The 15,269-nt window shown below is 50.0% G+C and carries 14 protein-coding genes, 2 tRNA genes and 2 rRNA genes; 6 read left to right on the forward strand and 12 right to left on the reverse strand.

Annotation, left to right across the window (positions count from 1 at the left end; translation table 11 throughout):
* The 4 genes from SK36_RS19565 to SK36_RS19580 all read right to left on the reverse strand — a co-directional run.
* Window positions 1-2,799: ribosomal RNA gene (locus SK36_RS19565) — 23S ribosomal RNA — on the reverse strand; the annotation flags it as partial.
* A 208-nt stretch (window positions 2,800-3,007) separates the two neighbouring features.
* Window positions 3,008-3,083 (reverse strand) — tRNA-Ala (locus tag SK36_RS19570).
* Window positions 3,084-3,188: 105 nt separating this feature from the next.
* A tRNA-Ile gene (locus tag SK36_RS19575) sits at window positions 3,189-3,265 on the reverse strand.
* Between the two features lie 70 nt (window positions 3,266-3,335).
* Window positions 3,336-4,877: ribosomal RNA gene (locus SK36_RS19580) — 16S ribosomal RNA — on the reverse strand.
* Between the two features lie 470 nt (window positions 4,878-5,347).
* Here SK36_RS19580 and SK36_RS19585 point away from each other — a divergent pair.
* Complete coding sequence (locus tag SK36_RS19585) at window positions 5,348-5,902, forward strand: gamma carbonic anhydrase family protein (protein WP_048222823.1); 555 nt, start codon at window positions 5,348-5,350, stop codon at window positions 5,900-5,902.
* On the opposite strand, the gene SK36_RS19590 is transcribed toward SK36_RS19585, so the two are convergent.
* The 6 genes from SK36_RS19590 to dprA are packed head-to-tail and all read right to left on the reverse strand — an operon-like array spanning window position 5,878 to window position 9,669.
* Entirely contained in the window at window positions 5,878-6,135 is a 258-nt protein-coding gene (locus SK36_RS19590; RefSeq protein WP_045448237.1) for a DUF1488 family protein, read from the reverse strand. The genes SK36_RS19585 and SK36_RS19590 overlap by 25 nt on opposite strands.
* On the reverse strand, window positions 6,132-6,953 hold the full coding sequence (gene aroE, locus SK36_RS19595) for a shikimate dehydrogenase (protein ID WP_045448240.1): 822 nt from the start codon (window positions 6,951-6,953) through the stop codon (window positions 6,132-6,134). The genes SK36_RS19590 and aroE overlap by 4 nt, the downstream gene beginning before the upstream one ends.
* Before the next feature lies 1 nt (window position 6,954).
* Window positions 6,955-7,527 (reverse strand): L-threonylcarbamoyladenylate synthase type 1 TsaC, encoded by a 573-nt coding sequence (gene tsaC / locus SK36_RS19600; protein WP_045448243.1) that lies wholly within the window; start codon window positions 7,525-7,527, stop codon window positions 6,955-6,957.
* Between the two features lie 3 nt (window positions 7,528-7,530).
* A complete protein-coding gene (locus SK36_RS19605; protein WP_045448246.1) occupies window positions 7,531-8,073 on the reverse strand; it encodes a DNA topoisomerase family protein in 543 nt (180 codons plus the stop codon).
* Window positions 8,074-8,099: 26 nt separating this feature from the next.
* Entirely contained in the window at window positions 8,100-8,573 is a 474-nt protein-coding gene (smg, locus tag SK36_RS19610; protein ID WP_045448249.1) for a DUF494 family protein Smg, read from the reverse strand.
* Complete coding sequence (gene dprA / locus SK36_RS19615) at window positions 8,545-9,669, reverse strand: DNA-protecting protein DprA (RefSeq protein WP_048222825.1); 1,125 nt, start codon at window positions 9,667-9,669, stop codon at window positions 8,545-8,547. Before dprA ends, smg begins: the two co-directional genes overlap by 29 nt.
* 129 nt (window positions 9,670-9,798) lie before the next feature.
* Here dprA and def point away from each other — a divergent pair, with 129 nt between their 5' ends.
* From def to mscL, 5 genes are all read left to right on the forward strand, one after another.
* Window positions 9,799-10,308: a peptide deformylase gene (gene def / locus SK36_RS19620; RefSeq protein WP_048222827.1), complete on the forward strand. Its 510-nt coding sequence runs from the start codon at window positions 9,799-9,801 to the stop codon at window positions 10,306-10,308.
* Between the two features lie 14 nt (window positions 10,309-10,322).
* Window positions 10,323-11,270, forward strand: a complete 948-nt coding sequence (fmt, locus tag SK36_RS19625; protein WP_045448258.1) for a methionyl-tRNA formyltransferase — start codon at window positions 10,323-10,325, stop codon at window positions 11,268-11,270.
* A gap of 52 nt (window positions 11,271-11,322) precedes the next feature.
* Entirely contained in the window at window positions 11,323-12,612 is a 1,290-nt protein-coding gene (gene rsmB / locus SK36_RS19630; RefSeq protein WP_048222830.1) for a 16S rRNA (cytosine(967)-C(5))-methyltransferase RsmB, read from the forward strand.
* 21 nt (window positions 12,613-12,633) lie between these two features.
* Entirely contained in the window at window positions 12,634-14,010 is a 1,377-nt protein-coding gene (gene trkA / locus SK36_RS19635) for a Trk system potassium transporter TrkA (RefSeq protein WP_045448264.1), read from the forward strand.
* 141 nt (window positions 14,011-14,151) lie between these two features.
* A complete protein-coding gene (gene mscL / locus SK36_RS19640) occupies window positions 14,152-14,565 on the forward strand; it encodes a large-conductance mechanosensitive channel protein MscL (protein WP_045448267.1) in 414 nt (137 codons plus the stop codon).
* Here the strand turns inward: mscL and arfA are convergent.
* Both arfA and zntR read right to left on the reverse strand, forming a co-directional pair.
* On the reverse strand, window positions 14,562-14,780 hold the full coding sequence (gene arfA / locus SK36_RS19645; RefSeq protein WP_048222833.1) for an alternative ribosome-rescue factor ArfA: 219 nt from the start codon (window positions 14,778-14,780) through the stop codon (window positions 14,562-14,564). The two genes, mscL and arfA, sit on opposite strands and share 4 nt — an antisense overlap.
* A 57-nt stretch (window positions 14,781-14,837) precedes the next feature.
* Window positions 14,838-15,263, reverse strand: coding sequence for a Zn(2+)-responsive transcriptional regulator (zntR, locus tag SK36_RS19650; RefSeq protein ID WP_045448272.1), 426 nt, complete (start codon window positions 15,261-15,263; stop codon window positions 14,838-14,840).
* Window positions 15,264-15,269: the final 6 nt, after the last annotated feature.

Raw genomic sequence — 15,269 nt, forward strand, 5'->3', positions numbered from 1 at the left:
AGTCTCAGGGAGAACTCATCTCGGGGCAAGTTTCGTGCTTAGATGCTTTCAGCACTTATCTCTTCCGCATTTAGCTACCGGGCAATGCCATTGGCATGACAACCCGAACACCAGTGATGCGTCCACTCCGGTCCTCTCGTACTAGGAGCAGCCCCCCTCAATTCTCCAGCGCCCACGGCAGATAGGGACCGAACTGTCTCACGACGTTCTAAACCCAGCTCGCGTACCACTTTAAATGGCGAACAGCCATACCCTTGGGACCTACTTCAGCCCCAGGATGTGATGAGCCGACATCGAGGTGCCAAACACCGCCGTCGATATGAACTCTTGGGCGGTATCAGCCTGTTATCCCCGGAGTACCTTTTATCCGTTGAGCGATGGCCCTTCCATTCAGAACCACCGGATCACTAAGACCTGCTTTCGCACCTGCTCGAGCCGTCACTCTCGCAGTCAAGCTAGCTTATGCCTTTGCACTAACCTCCTGATGTCCGACCAGGATTAGCTAACCTTCGTGCTCCTCCGTTACTCTTTAGGAGGAGACCGCCCCAGTCAAACTACCCACCAGACACTGTCCGCAACCCGGATCACGGGTCTACGTTAGAACACCAGCCATTAAAGGGTGGTATTTCAAGGTTGGCTCCATGCAGACTGGCGTCCACACTTCAAAGCCTCCCACCTATCCTACACATCAAGGACCAGTGTTCAGTGTCAAGCTATAGTAAAGGTTCACGGGGTCTTTCCGTCTTGCCGCGGGTACACTGCATCTTCACAGCGAGTTCAATTTCACTGAGTCTCGGGTGGAGACAGCCTGGCCATCATTACGCCATTCGTGCAGGTCGGAACTTACCCGACAAGGAATTTCGCTACCTTAGGACCGTTATAGTTACGGCCGCCGTTTACCGGGGCTTCGATCAAGAGCTTCTCCTTACGGATAACCCCATCAATTAACCTTCCGGCACCGGGCAGGCGTCACACCGTATACGTCCACTTTCGTGTTTGCACAGTGCTGTGTTTTTAATAAACAGTTGCAGCCAGCTGGTATCTTCGACTGATTTCAGCTCCATGAGTAAATCACTTCACCTACATATCAGCGTGCCTTCTCCCGAAGTTACGGCACCATTTTGCCTAGTTCCTTCACCCGAGTTCTCTCAAGCGCCTTGGTATTCTCTACCTGACCACCTGTGTCGGTTTGGGGTACGATTTCGTGTTACCTGATGCTTAGAGGCTTTTCCTGGAAGCAGGGCATTTGTTACTTCAGCACCGTAGTGCCTCGTCATCACACCTCAGCGTTAATAAGGTACCGGATTTACCTGGAACCTCCGCCTACATGCTTAAACCGGGACAACCGTCGCCCGGCTAACATAGCCTTCTCCGTCCCCCCTTCGCAGTAACACCAAGTACAGGAATATTAACCTGTTTCCCATCGACTACGCCTTTCGGCCTCGCCTTAGGGGTCGACTCACCCTGCCCCGATTAACGTTGGACAGGAACCCTTGGTCTTCCGGCGTGCGGGTTTTTCACCCGCATTATCGTTACTTATGTCAGCATTCGCACTTCTGATACCTCCAGCACCCCTCACAGGACACCTTCAACGGCTTACAGAACGCTCCCCTACCCAACAACACATAGTGTCGCTGCCGCAGCTTCGGTGCATGGTTTAGCCCCGTTACATCTTCCGCGCAGGCCGACTCGACCAGTGAGCTATTACGCTTTCTTTAAATGATGGCTGCTTCTAAGCCAACATCCTGGCTGTCTGTGCCTTCCCACATCGTTTCCCACTTAACCATGACTTTGGGACCTTAGCTGGCGGTCTGGGTTGTTTCCCTCTTCACGACGGACGTTAGCACCCGCCGTGTGTCTCCCGTGATAACATTCTTCGGTATTCGCAGTTTGCATCGGGTTGGTAAGTCGGGATGACCCCCTAGCCGAAACAGTGCTCTACCCCCGAAGATGAATTCACGAGGCGCTACCTAAATAGCTTTCGGGGAGAACCAGCTATCTCCCGGTTTGATTGGCCTTTCACCCCCAGCCACAAGTCATCCGCTAATTTTTCAACATTAGTCGGTTCGGTCCTCCAGTTAGTGTTACCCAACCTTCAACCTGCCCATGGCTAGATCACCGGGTTTCGGGTCTATACCCTGCAACTTAACGCCCAGTTAAGACTCGGTTTCCCTTCGGCTCCCCTATTCGGTTAACCTTGCTACAGAATATAAGTCGCTGACCCATTATACAAAAGGTACGCAGTCACCCCATAAAGAGGCTCCCACTGCTTGTACGTACACGGTTTCAGGTTCTTTTTCACTCCCCTCGCCGGGGTTCTTTTCGCCTTTCCCTCACGGTACTGGTTCACTATCGGTCAGTCAGGAGTATTTAGCCTTGGAGGATGGTCCCCCCATATTCAGACAGGATACCACGTGTCCCGCCCTACTCTTCGAGTTCACAACACGTGTGATTTTGTGTACGGGACTATCACCCTGTACCGTCGGACTTTCCAGACCGTTCCACTACCACACATGCTGATTCAGACTCTGGGCTGCTCCCCGTTCGCTCGCCGCTACTGGGGGAATCTCGGTTGATTTCTTTTCCTCGGGGTACTTAGATGTTTCAGTTCCCCCGGTTCGCTTCATTACGCTATGTATTCACGTAATGATAGTGTGACGAATCACACTGGGTTTCCCCATTCGGAAATCGCCGGTTATAACGGTTCATATCACCTTACCGACGCTTATCGCAGATTAGCACGTCCTTCATCGCCTCTGACTGCCAGGGCATCCACCGTGTACGCTTAGTCGCTTAACCTCACAACCCGAAGATGTTTCGTAAAACACCATCGTGTTGCGAAAATTTGAGAGACTCGAACACACCATTTATCTGTTCTTATTACGGAGAACAGACACAGTGTGTCGTTTCAATTTTCAGCTTGATCCAGATTTTTAAAGAGCAAAACTTCGCAGTGAACCTTTTCAGGTACACTCTGAAGTTTTCTTGGTATTTTTGCAGTAAGTAATGGTGGAGCTATGCGGGATCGAACCGCAGACCTCCTGCGTGCAAAGCAGGCGCTCTCCCAGCTGAGCTATAGCCCCATCGAAGTCATCTCGTTCACCTCAATTCGTTTCCGGGCGCGGCGTGGCGAAGCGAAGCATACTGAAGTATGCGAGCTTTGGCACAACAAAGCGCGGGAGCGAATTTGGTAGGCCTGAGTGGACTTGAACCACCGACCTCACCCTTATCAGGGGTGCGCTCTAACCACCTGAGCTACAAGCCTGCAGAGATTTCTTACTGCTAATTTTCATCAGACAATCTGTGTGGACACTACAAGGAACGGTTCTTTAAGGTAAGGAGGTGATCCAACCGCAGGTTCCCCTACGGTTACCTTGTTACGACTTCACCCCAGTCATGAATCACAAAGTGGTAAGCGCCCTCCCGAAGGTTAAGCTACCTACTTCTTTTGCAACCCACTCCCATGGTGTGACGGGCGGTGTGTACAAGGCCCGGGAACGTATTCACCGTGGCATTCTGATCCACGATTACTAGCGATTCCGACTTCATGGAGTCGAGTTGCAGACTCCAATCCGGACTACGACATACTTTATGAGGTCCGCTTGCTCTCGCGAGGTCGCTTCTCTTTGTATATGCCATTGTAGCACGTGTGTAGCCCTACTCGTAAGGGCCATGATGACTTGACGTCATCCCCACCTTCCTCCAGTTTATCACTGGCAGTCTCCTTTGAGTTCCCGGCCGGACCGCTGGCAACAAAGGATAAGGGTTGCGCTCGTTGCGGGACTTAACCCAACATTTCACAACACGAGCTGACGACAGCCATGCAGCACCTGTCTCAGAGTTCCCGAAGGCACCAAAGCATCTCTGCTAAGTTCTCTGGATGTCAAGAGTAGGTAAGGTTCTTCGCGTTGCATCGAATTAAACCACATGCTCCACCGCTTGTGCGGGCCCCCGTCAATTCATTTGAGTTTTAACCTTGCGGCCGTACTCCCCAGGCGGTCGACTTAACGCGTTAGCTCCGGAAGCCACGCCTCAAGGGCACAACCTCCAAGTCGACATCGTTTACGGCGTGGACTACCAGGGTATCTAATCCTGTTTGCTCCCCACGCTTTCGCACCTGAGCGTCAGTCTTTGTCCAGGGGGCCGCCTTCGCCACCGGTATTCCTCCAGATCTCTACGCATTTCACCGCTACACCTGGAATTCTACCCCCCTCTACAAGACTCTAGCCTGCCAGTTTCGGATGCAGTTCCCAGGTTGAGCCCGGGGATTTCACATCCGACTTGACAGACCGCCTGCGTGCGCTTTACGCCCAGTAATTCCGATTAACGCTTGCACCCTCCGTATTACCGCGGCTGCTGGCACGGAGTTAGCCGGTGCTTCTTCTGCGAGTAACGTCAATTGCTGAGATTATTAACCTCAACACCTTCCTCCTCGCTGAAAGTACTTTACAACCCGAAGGCCTTCTTCATACACGCGGCATGGCTGCATCAGGCTTGCGCCCATTGTGCAATATTCCCCACTGCTGCCTCCCGTAGGAGTCTGGACCGTGTCTCAGTTCCAGTGTGGCTGGTCATCCTCTCAGACCAGCTAGGGATCGTCGCCTAGGTGAGCCGTTACCCCACCTACTAGCTAATCCCATCTGGGCACATCCGATGGCAAGAGGCCCGAAGGTCCCCCTCTTTGGTCTTGCGACGTTATGCGGTATTAGCTACCGTTTCCAGTAGTTATCCCCCTCCATCGGGCAGTTTCCCAGACATTACTCACCCGTCCGCCACTCGTCACCCAAGGAGCAAGCTCCTCTGTGCTACCGTTCGACTTGCATGTGTTAGGCCTGCCGCCAGCGTTCAATCTGAGCCATGATCAAACTCTTCAATTTAAGTTTGATGCTCGTGAATTAAACTTCGTAATGAATTACGTGTTCACTCAGAGACTTGGTATTCATTTTTCGTCTTGCGACATTAAGAATCCGTATCATTGAGTGCCCACACAGATTGTCTGATAAATTGTTAAAGAGCAGTTGCGACGCGCTTTAGCGCTCTGTCGCGAGGTGGCGTATATTACGCTTTCCTCTTTCAGAGTCAACCCTGAATGTCAGGATTTTTCTCTTCAACCGGACCGGCTGTTTGCGTGAAGTGATTCACATCCGCCGTGTCGATGGAGGCGCATTATAGGGATCCCATTTTTTAGCACAAGTGTTTTTTAGATCTTTTTTACTGAATGACGTTTTTTTGCCCCTTTCGCTACATTCCTGCGCAATTTGGCTGATTTTTGATAACTAAATCACTTGCACAGTCTAAATAATCCAACCAAAGTCTTCATTACCGCTCTATTTTCGTTGAGGTAAACATGTCTGATGTACTACGTCCTTATAAGGATCTTTTCCCACAGATCGGGAAACGCGTGATGATCGATACCAGCAGTGTCGTCATTGGTGATGTTCGCCTGGCTGATGATGTCGGGGTCTGGCCACTGGTGGCTATCCGTGGTGATGTTAACTACGTGCAAATTGGCGCTTGTACGAACATTCAGGACGGTAGCGTGCTACATGTCACGCATAAATCCTCTTCTAACCCACAGGGTAACCCACTCATCATTGGTGAGGATGTCACCGTAGGTCATAAAGCGATGCTGCACGGCTGCGTCATTGGCAACCGTGTTTTGGTCGGTATGGGTTCGATTCTGCTGGACGGTGTGGTAGTAGAAGATGACGTTATGATTGGTGCAGGAAGCCTGGTTCCACAAAATAAACGCCTGGAAAGCGGGTATCTGTACCTGGGAAGTCCAGTAAAGCAGATCCGCCCACTGAGTGATGAAGAGAAAGCTGGTCTACAATACTCCGCTAACAACTATGTGAAGTGGAAAGACGAGTATTTAAGTCAGGGTAACCAGACCCAGCCGTGATCGTCTTCTTGCTGGGCTTGGATCAGTGTTTCTGCCTCTTCTTCCAGATCCCAGCGATGCATCCGAAAAATCTCCAGCCACTGTTCAGGCGTGTCGCCACCAAAGCGATGCGCCAACACTTCTCCCTTTATGGCACATATTAGCTGCATGCCATGAACCATAGCAGGAAAGACGACAGCATTGATATCTGCTTTCCACTCTTCTCTATCGGGGAACTGGATCGCCTGATTCATGCGGACAGTTCCTGTTGCAACTTTTTAATGATTGGTTCAATCTCCGGCAGTACGCCATGCCAGAGTAAAACAGCATGCGCCGCTTGCCCCACCAGCATTCCCAAGCCATCAGCATAACGTTTTGCTCCCTGAAGCACACACCAGGAAAGGAACGGTGTTGCGCCTTTCTGATAAAACATGTCGTAACAACAGACGGAAGCATGAATCAACGATGCAGGAATGGCTGGAACATCACCACTAATTCCACTGGACGTCGCATTAATAATCAGATCGAATTCGTAGTTCTCAAGTTCATCCATCCCTGCTGCCTGAACACTGCCGGTATGGGAGAAGATCTGAGCCAGTTCTTCAGCTCGAGATGCGGTACGGTTAACGATGGTAACCGCACAATCCATAGAAAGAAGAGGCAACAATACTCCACGGGATGCACCACCAGCGCCAATAAGCAGAATACGTGTCCCGGGGCGAATAAAAGATAAACGCTCAAGATCGCTTAACAAGCCAATGCCATCGGTGTTATCTCCCAGTAAACGCCCATCCTCCAGACGCTTAAGCGTATTGACCGCCCCGGCAAGTGACGCCCGTTCAGTCAATTCATCGGCTCGCGCAAATGCCTCTTCTTTAAAAGGAACGGTAATATTCGCTCCCTTCCCCCCTTCAGCAAAAAAGGTATTCAGCGTATTCACAAAGTTATTGATTGGCGCCAGTACACGCCCATAGGAATGATCAATCTTCAGCTGTTGAGCAAATTGCTGATGGATTAAAGGCGATTTACTGTGCGCTATCGGATTACCAAAAACAGCATAGGCTTCTTTCATATTACCCCTGTCGAAACTGTTCACCCGTCAAAGCATCACGGATTTCCGAAGGATTCAAACGCCCTCCGGTATCGCCTTCAACAACGGGAAAGTCTACACCGAACTGCGCTCGTACTTCCTCTACCGTTCTGCAAGGGGGTAAACCACTCAAATTAGCACTGGTAGAGACTAACGGTTTGCCATAAGCCTGGCACAATGCAACCACTAGCGGGTGATCCGTGACGCGAACGGCCAGAGAATCAAAACGCCCTGTCAACCAACGAGGGGTGGAAGAACGAGCAGGAAAAACAAAAGTGACAGGGCCTGGCCAGCGAGCAAAAACAGCTTTACGTTGTGTATCGGTAAGCATGCTGTCATCGATATACGGTTTGAGTTGCTCAAAACTAGCCGCAATCAGAATTAAGCCTTTTTCAATTGGCCGTTGTTTCAGCTCCAGTAAGCGGGTAACCGCCATTTCACTGTCAGGATTACAGCCTACGCCGAAAACAGCTTCCGTTGGATAGGCGATGACATTTTCTTGTTTCAGAACTTCTATCGCCGCAGCGATGGTGTCTGTGGGCAGGTTATTATTCACTTTTTATTCCGCCGATATCGGCTTTCCACATTGTTTACTGGCACAGAAGTGTTTCACACCCTGCGCGGTTTTCTTTTCGATGAGGAGCGGATAGTGACACTCAGGACACTCTCCAGCTAAAGGTTTGAAGTTAATGACAAACTGGCACTCCGGATAGCGATCGCAGGAGTAAAACGTTTTGCCATAACGGGAGCGGCGCTGAACCAGATGGCCCGTCTGGCATTGAGGACAAACAATTGCCGTTTCATCAGGTTTGTCGATAAGTTCGGTATGTTCGCAGGCAGGATAATCACTGCAACCAATAAACATCCCGAATCGTCCTTGCCTCAGCACCAGCTCTGAACCACATACAGGACAAAACTTACCCTCCAGAACTTTGACTATATGTCCGTCCGCAGAAGATTTAAGCGGACGGACATAATCGCATTCTGGATAGTGTGAACAGCCGAGAAACGGACCGTGTTTCCCGGAGCGAATAACCAGTTCGGCCCCGCATTGTGGGCAGGGATCGTTTTTACGCACCGTAAACAGTGCTGATTTAGCCATAACAACTCATACTGAACGAAGATTGATTAATGCAGCATACCTTCATTCACTTCAAAGAGTAATTCTTCCATTTGTTGATATGCATTTTCACAACCTGGAATGTTGAATAAAACCATCAGGATCACCCACTTCAGGTCTTCCAGATCGAACTCTGCCGTATCCAGTGCGAGTACGCGTTCAATCACCATTTCTCGCGTTTCGAGGTTTAGCACCTGAATCTGTTCCAGGAATAACAAGAACCCCCGACAACTCGCATCCAGTCGATCGCACTCTTCTGCAGTATAAATACGCATAGAAAGAGGATCCGATGCAAGCTGCATAGGCTCAGCAAGGCCGTCCTGATAATCAGCAAGCTTTTCCAGCCACAGTAACGCGTTGTAGATGTCTTCACGATCAAAACCAGCGTCGGTAAGATCCCGTTCCAGTTTGTCCTGATCCACACGTAGCTCTGCTTCGTTATGGATATATGTCTCAAACAAATACATTAGTACGTCGAACATGGCTTGCCCTCCTCAATCGGACATAGCCGCCGGGTACAGCTGCGATCCATCCTGCTAACTCCAGTTCGAGTAGCTGAGCCACTACCTCTGGCACAGGTTGGCCGGCACGTTCAGCGACGACGTCAACAGGTGTTACCTCATCTCCTACGTTAGCCAGGAGCTCAGGAAATGGCAATGCCACCTCTTCGTGATCTGGCGAATAAATTGAATTTTCAGGCTCATCTGGCAACCAATGTAACCCGTATTGCAAATTTTCCAGAATATCCTCTGGCATCGTCACAAGTGTCGCCCCCTGCTTAATGAGCCAATGAGGACCTTCGCTACCCGGACTCCCGATTGGCCCGGGCAAGGCAAATACCTCTCGTCCTTGTTCCAGTGCACAACGTGCCGTAACCAGTGAGCCGCTACGCTGTGCAGCTTCAACGACCAGCACTCCTTTACTTAGACCACTGATAATACGATTTCGTTGGGGGAAATTACGCGGTAAAGGAAGCGTGTCCAGAGGGAATTCAGACACCAGCGCACCTCCAGCCTCAACCAGATGTTCAGCGAGACAAACATGCCGCCTTGGATGAATGGTTTCCAATCCATTCCCCAGCACTGCAATACTTGTCCCTTTCATATTCACCGCGGCCTTGTGTGCCACGCCATCAATACCTCGAGCGAGTCCACTGGTGATCGTCACCCCATACGCAGCGAGCTTTTCACAAAAAAAACGCCCCCAACGCTCGCCATACCAGGAGTGCTGCCGGTTACCTACGACTGCGACCTGAAATGAATGAAGGCATTCGGGATTTCCAACAACAAAGAGGACTCCTGGATAATCCTCAATAGCGCGAAGTTGCGAAGGATAATGCATGCTGTCGGCAACAATTAAATAGTGATGGGGCAGTTCCAGCCAGCGCAGCGTTTTATCCAGAGTAGACTCTGGAAAGGTTAAGAAACGCTCTGCCTGTCGCTCCGAGAATCCTGCATGTTGAAGTATCGCTTTGTTAATACAGGGCAGAGCAATAAGCAAGTGAGCGACGCGAACCATCTCATCACCATACAGCTCACTCACTCGTGTTAAACGTAACCAAATCTCGGTGTGGGTCATCCTTATTCCCCTGCCACAAGCAGCCTTAGCAATCTTTGCGATTGGTCACTGATGCTGTCAATCAGAGGGGGTTTTGTCTAGAATAGAGGTAATAATCTTTCCAACTCCTGAATACAACTCTGGATAACTATGTCAGTTTTGCAAGTGTTACATATTCCGGACGAGCGTCTTCGCAAAGTCGCAAAACCGGTTGAAGAAGTGAATGCAGAAATTCAGCGTATCGTCGATGATATGTTCGAAACGATGTACGCCGAAGAAGGTATCGGTCTGGCGGCAACGCAGGTCGATATTCATCAACGTATTATTGTTATTGATGTCTCTGAAAACCGCGACGAGCGTCTGGTGTTAATTAACCCGGAACTGCTGGAAAAAAACGGTGAGACTGGAATTGAAGAAGGTTGCCTGTCGATCCCGGAACAGCGAGCACTCGTACCACGCGCTGAGACCGTTAAAATTCGTGCGCTCGATCGCGATGGTAAACCTTTTGAACTCGAAGCCGATGGCTTGTTAGCCATCTGTATTCAACATGAAATGGATCACCTGGTCGGTAAACTGTTTATCGATTATCTGTCTCCGTTGAAGCAACAACGTATTCGTCAGAAAGTTGAAAAACTCGACCGTCTGAACGCACGAGCTTAAGGACAAGGATCAACGTGTCAGAATCACTACGTATAATTTTTGCGGGTACACCTGACTTTGCAGCGCGTCATCTCGACGCGTTGCTGTCTTCTGGACATAACGTCGTCGGCGTATTCACCCAACCGGACCGCCCTGCTGGACGCGGCAAAAAGCTGATGCCCAGTCCGGTAAAAGTACTGGCGGAAGAGAAAGGGTTACCTGTTTTTCAACCTGTTTCTCTTCGTCCCCAGGAAAACCAGCAGTTGGTTGCTGACTTACACGCAGACGTAATGGTAGTGGTGGCATATGGCCTGATCCTGCCGAAAGCCGTGCTGGATATGCCGCGTCTGGGGTGCATCAACGTTCACGGTTCTCTGCTTCCGCGCTGGAGAGGCGCTGCCCCTATCCAACGTTCGCTCTGGGCTGGCGATGCTGAAACAGGCGTTACCATCATGCAGATGGATGTTGGTCTTGATACGGGTGATATGTTGCATAAACTCTCCTGCCCAATCACCGCCGACGATACCAGTGCCAGCCTCTATGACAAGCTGGCTAAGCTCGGCCCTCAGGGTCTGCTGCATACGTTGCATCTGCTGGCAACTGGTACCGCAAAACCTGAGGTTCAGGACGAGTCGCTGGTTTGCTATGCTGAGAAGCTCAGTAAAGAAGAGGCACGCGTGGACTGGACGCTCAGCGCCGCACAACTGGAACGCTGCATCCGAGCCTTTAACCCATGGCCAATGAGCTACATCGTCATCGACGAGCAACCGGTCAAAATCTGGCAAGCTACGGTCATCGATAAACCTGCCGGTGCCGAACCAGGGACTATCCTGGAGGCAACCCGTCAGGGCATCCAGATAGCGACAGGCGATGGCATCCTGAATCTCATCTCTTTGCAGCCTGCCGGTAAAAAGGCCATGAGCGCGCAGGATTTGCTCAATTCGCGCCGGGAGTGGTTCGTGCCCGGAAATCGTCTGCTCTGACGGTTCATCTCTTTAAAGCCCGGACTCTCCGGGCATTTTTATTTTTGCGCTTATGAAAAAACATATTAATTTACGCAGTATGGCGGCCCAGGCCGTCGAACAGGTTGTTGAAAAAGGGCAGTCGCTGAGCAATGTGCTACCCGCCATGCAGCAGAAAGTATCCGATAAAGATAAAGCGCTGTTACAGGAGCTTTGCTTTGGCGTGTTACGTACGCTTTCCCAACTAGAGTGGATAATTAAACAGCTGATGGAACGCCCGATGACGGGCAAACAGCGCACAGTTCACTATCTGGTCATGGTTGGCCTCTACCAGTTGTTGTATACCCGTATTCCACCTCATGCGGCGCTTGCCGAGACTGTAGAAGGCGCAGTTGTTATCAAGCGTCCGCAGTTGAAAGGACTAATTAACGGCGTCTTACGCCAGTTTCAACGCCGCCAGGAAGAACTACTCACTGAGTTTGCACACAGCGAGCTACGTTTCTTACATCCGTCCTGGTTAGTGAAGCGTATTAAAAGTGCCTATCCGCAGCAATGGGAAGCTATTCTTGAGGCAAATAACCAGCGTCCACCAATGTGGCTGCGCGTAAATCGCAACCACCACAACCGTGATACCTGGCTGAGCCTGTTGAATGAAGCGGGCCTGACCGGTTTCCCACATCCGGAATACCCAGATGCCGTGCGGCTGGAAACTCCTGTATCGGTACTGGCTTTACCTGGTTTCGAACAGGGCTGGGTAACGGTCCAGGATGCCTCAGCTCAGGGTTGCATGAGCTATCTGCAACCGCAAAATGGTGAGCAGATCCTTGATTTATGCTGCGCCCCTGGTGGTAAGACAACACATATTCTGGAAGTAGCCCCCGAGGCTAACGTAACAGCAGTGGACGTTGATGAAAAACGTTTGTCACGTGTTTACGACAACCTGAAACGCCTTGGCATGAAGGCGACCATTAAGCAGGGTGATGGACGCTACCCGCAACAATGGTGTGGTAAGAAGAAGTTCGATCGTATTTTGCTGGATGCACCTTGTTCAGCGACTGGAGTCATTCGTCGCCATCCCGATATCAAATGGCTGCGCCGTGACCGGGATATTGCCGAACTCGCACAGTTACAGGCTGAGATCCTTAATGCAACGTGGGCACATCTGAAGCCTGGCGGCACGCTGGTTTATGCGACCTGCTCTATTTTACCGGAAGAGAACCAGCAACAGATTGCAGGCTTCCTGGCCCGTACGCCAGATGCAGTATTAAGCGAAACGGGTACGTCAGAGCAACCCGGACGTCAGAATTTACCGGCTGCGGAAGAAGGTGATGGCTTCTTTTACGCTAAGCTAATCAAAAAGTGATGAGATAATGGGTCGCGACTGATGAAAATTATCATTCTGGGCGCAGGGCAGGTTGGCGGTACGCTGGCTGAGAACCTGGTCGGAGAGAACAACGATATCACGGTAGTCGATACCAACGGTGAGCGTCTGCGCAGTCTGCAAGACAAGTTTGATCTCCGTGTAGTACAAGGGCATGGTTCGCATCCCAGAGTACTACGCGAAGCCGGTGCTGATGATGCCGATATGCTGGTTGCGGTGACCAGTTCCGATGAAACCAATATGGTTGCCTGTCAGGTAGCTTATTCACTCTTTAATACACCCAACCGCATCGCACGTATTCGCTCACCAGATTATGTCCGCGATGCGGACAAGCTATTCCATTCCGATGCAGTACCTATTGATCATCTGATTGCACCTGAGCAGTTGGTTATCGATAGCATTTATCGTCTGATTGAATATCCAGGTGCACTACAGGTTGTGAATTTCGCGGAAGGAAAAGTCAGCCTTGCAGTGGTTAAAGCCTACTATGGCGGCCCACTGATCGGGAATGCGTTGTCAACAATGCGCGAACATATGCCGCACATTGATACCCGAGTTGCGGCAATTTTCCGTCATGACCGCCCCATTCGTCCGCAAGGCTCTACTATTGTTGAAGCCGGTGATGAGGTGTTCTTTATTGCTGCCTCACAGCATATTCGTGCTGTAATGAGCGAATTACAGCGTCTGGAGAAACCCTACAAGCGCATTATGTTAGTAGGTGGCGGCAATATCGGTGCCGGTCTGGCGCGTCGACTGGAAAAAGATTACAGCGTCAAGTTGATCGAACGCGATCAACAACGTGCTTCTGAGCTTGCTGAAAAACTGCAGAATACGATCGTCTTTTTTGGTGATGCTTCTGATCAAGAGTTGCTGGCGGAAGAGCACATTGATCAAGTTGATCTGTTTATCGCTGTAACCAACGATGATGAAGCGAACATCATGTCGGCAATGCTCGCCAAACGGATGGGAGCCAAAAAAGTAATGGTGCTGATCCAGCGTAAGGCATACGTCGATCTGGTACAGGGCAGCGTAATCGATATTGCAATTTCACCGCAACAGGCAACCATCTCAGCGCTACTGAGCCACGTGCGTAAAGCTGACATCGTCGGTGTTTCTTCGCTGCGTCGTGGTGTCGCAGAAGCCATTGAAGCCGTCGCGCACGGGGATGAAACAACATCCCGGGTGGTGGGTCGCTCAATAGACGAAATCAAACTTCCGCCAGGAACGATTATTGGTGCCGTTGTACGTGGTAATGATGTCATGATCGCTAATGATAACTTGCGTATTGAGCAGGGCGATCACGTTATTATGTTCCTGACAGATAAAAAGTTTATTACCGACGTCGAGCGATTATTCCAGCCAAGTCCTTTCTTTCTGTAATTATTCGGGCGCTAATACAGCGCCCTTTTTATTTCCCTTTATTTATCATGGATTAATAAATTTATCTTTCAGCAATACATAAATGGAAATTACCTAAACATTTGTTAAACTTATAAACGTCAGCCGCATAGGGAGAATAAAATGAGTATTATTAAAGAGTTTCGCGAATTTGCGATGCGCGGGAATGTTGTAGATTTGGCAGTGGGTGTCATTATTGGTGCGGCATTCGGTAAGATTGTTTCATCACTGGTTGCCGATATCATCATGCCGCCACTTGGGTTACTGATTGGTGGGATTGATTTTAAACAGTTTGCGTTAACACTACGCGATGCGCAGGGAGATATCCCGGCAGTTGTGATGCATTACGGTGTGTTTATACAGAATATCTTCGATTTCATCATTGTTGCGTTCGCCATCTTTATGGCTATCAAACTAATTAATAAACTAAACCGTAAAAAAGCTGAAGAGCCTGCTGCACCGCCAGCACCATCGAAAGAAGAAGTATTGTTAAGTGAAATTCGTGATCTGCTGAAAGAACAAAATAATCGTTCTTAAGCTATCACTGAAACAAGAAGGCCAGTGGTAAAAAAGTGATTCACTTCCTTGCCACTGGCCTCCCAGTTCCCCCGATTGCCATGTTTACCTTTACGCAGATAACTGCCTTTCCCTTTCTTATTTTTCTCAACACGCTGTCTGAATAGTGGGTCATGCAGTAATGCCTCAATGGCATTGTCCTTTATCTGCCCCTTCGTATGCTGATAACAACTCATAATTACTCCATATTGTTTGGTTTAACGGCGCGAGTGTATTCCCGTCGGTTCAATAAATCAACAGCCCGACTTTGTACCGCTGGCACCTTGCTCAAGCGCTTCGAGAATAGAGCAATACACACTACTGTGAGCCATACCGCAACATGCATCATTCAATCTCTGTAGTGACCTTTGCATAGTCTGAAGCTCCGCAATACGGGCTTCAACTTCCTTTAATCTTTCCTGAACGATCCCCTTTGATTCCTGGCAGGTATGATGTTCTGGATCTATGCGGATCGACAGAAGTTCACGGATCGACTCCAGAGTAAAACCGAGTTGACGTGCATAGCGGATAAATTTAAGACGTTGAAGATCGCTTTCTGTATAGAGCCGGAATCCACCTTCAGTGCGTACTTCATGCTCCATCATCTGCTGTTTTTCATAGTAGCGGATGGTATCGGGCGTCACTTCCGCCAGTTTTGCTAATTCACCAATACGGTACATGCTCCC

Origin of the sequence: Citrobacter sp. MGH106, from assembly GCF_001037495.1 — a bacterium.
GTDB classification, from domain to species: Bacteria; Pseudomonadota; Gammaproteobacteria; order Enterobacterales; family Enterobacteriaceae; genus Citrobacter; species Citrobacter murliniae.

What these genes read in the sequence shown, in the direction of transcription:
- zntR (WP_045448272.1), bottom strand. Translation starts at nt 15,263, where the DNA reads ATGTACCGTATTGGTGAATTAGCAAAACTGGCGGAAGTGACGCCCGAT.
- SK36_RS19605 (WP_045448246.1), bottom strand. Translation starts at nt 8,073, where the DNA reads ATGGCTAAATCAGCACTGTTTACGGTGCGTAAAAACGATCCCTGCCCA.
- aroE (WP_045448240.1), bottom strand. Translation starts at nt 6,953, where the DNA reads ATGAAAGAAGCCTATGCTGTTTTTGGTAATCCGATAGCGCACAGTAAA.
- SK36_RS19590 (WP_045448237.1), bottom strand. Translation starts at nt 6,135, where the DNA reads ATGAATCAGGCGATCCAGTTCCCCGATAGAGAAGAGTGGAAAGCAGAT.
- SK36_RS19585 (WP_048222823.1), top strand. Translation starts at nt 5,348, where the DNA reads ATGTCTGATGTACTACGTCCTTATAAGGATCTTTTCCCACAGATCGGG.
- dprA (WP_048222825.1), bottom strand. Translation starts at nt 9,669, where the DNA reads ATGACCCACACCGAGATTTGGTTACGTTTAACACGAGTGAGTGAGCTG.
- trkA (WP_045448264.1), top strand. Translation starts at nt 12,634, where the DNA reads ATGAAAATTATCATTCTGGGCGCAGGGCAGGTTGGCGGTACGCTGGCT.
- rsmB (WP_048222830.1), top strand. Translation starts at nt 11,323, where the DNA reads ATGAAAAAACATATTAATTTACGCAGTATGGCGGCCCAGGCCGTCGAA.
- smg (WP_045448249.1), bottom strand. Translation starts at nt 8,573, where the DNA reads ATGTTCGACGTACTAATGTATTTGTTTGAGACATATATCCATAACGAA.
- arfA (WP_048222833.1), bottom strand. Translation starts at nt 14,780, where the DNA reads ATGAGTTGTTATCAGCATACGAAGGGGCAGATAAAGGACAATGCCATT.
- def (WP_048222827.1), top strand. Translation starts at nt 9,799, where the DNA reads ATGTCAGTTTTGCAAGTGTTACATATTCCGGACGAGCGTCTTCGCAAA.
- mscL (WP_045448267.1), top strand. Translation starts at nt 14,152, where the DNA reads ATGAGTATTATTAAAGAGTTTCGCGAATTTGCGATGCGCGGGAATGTT.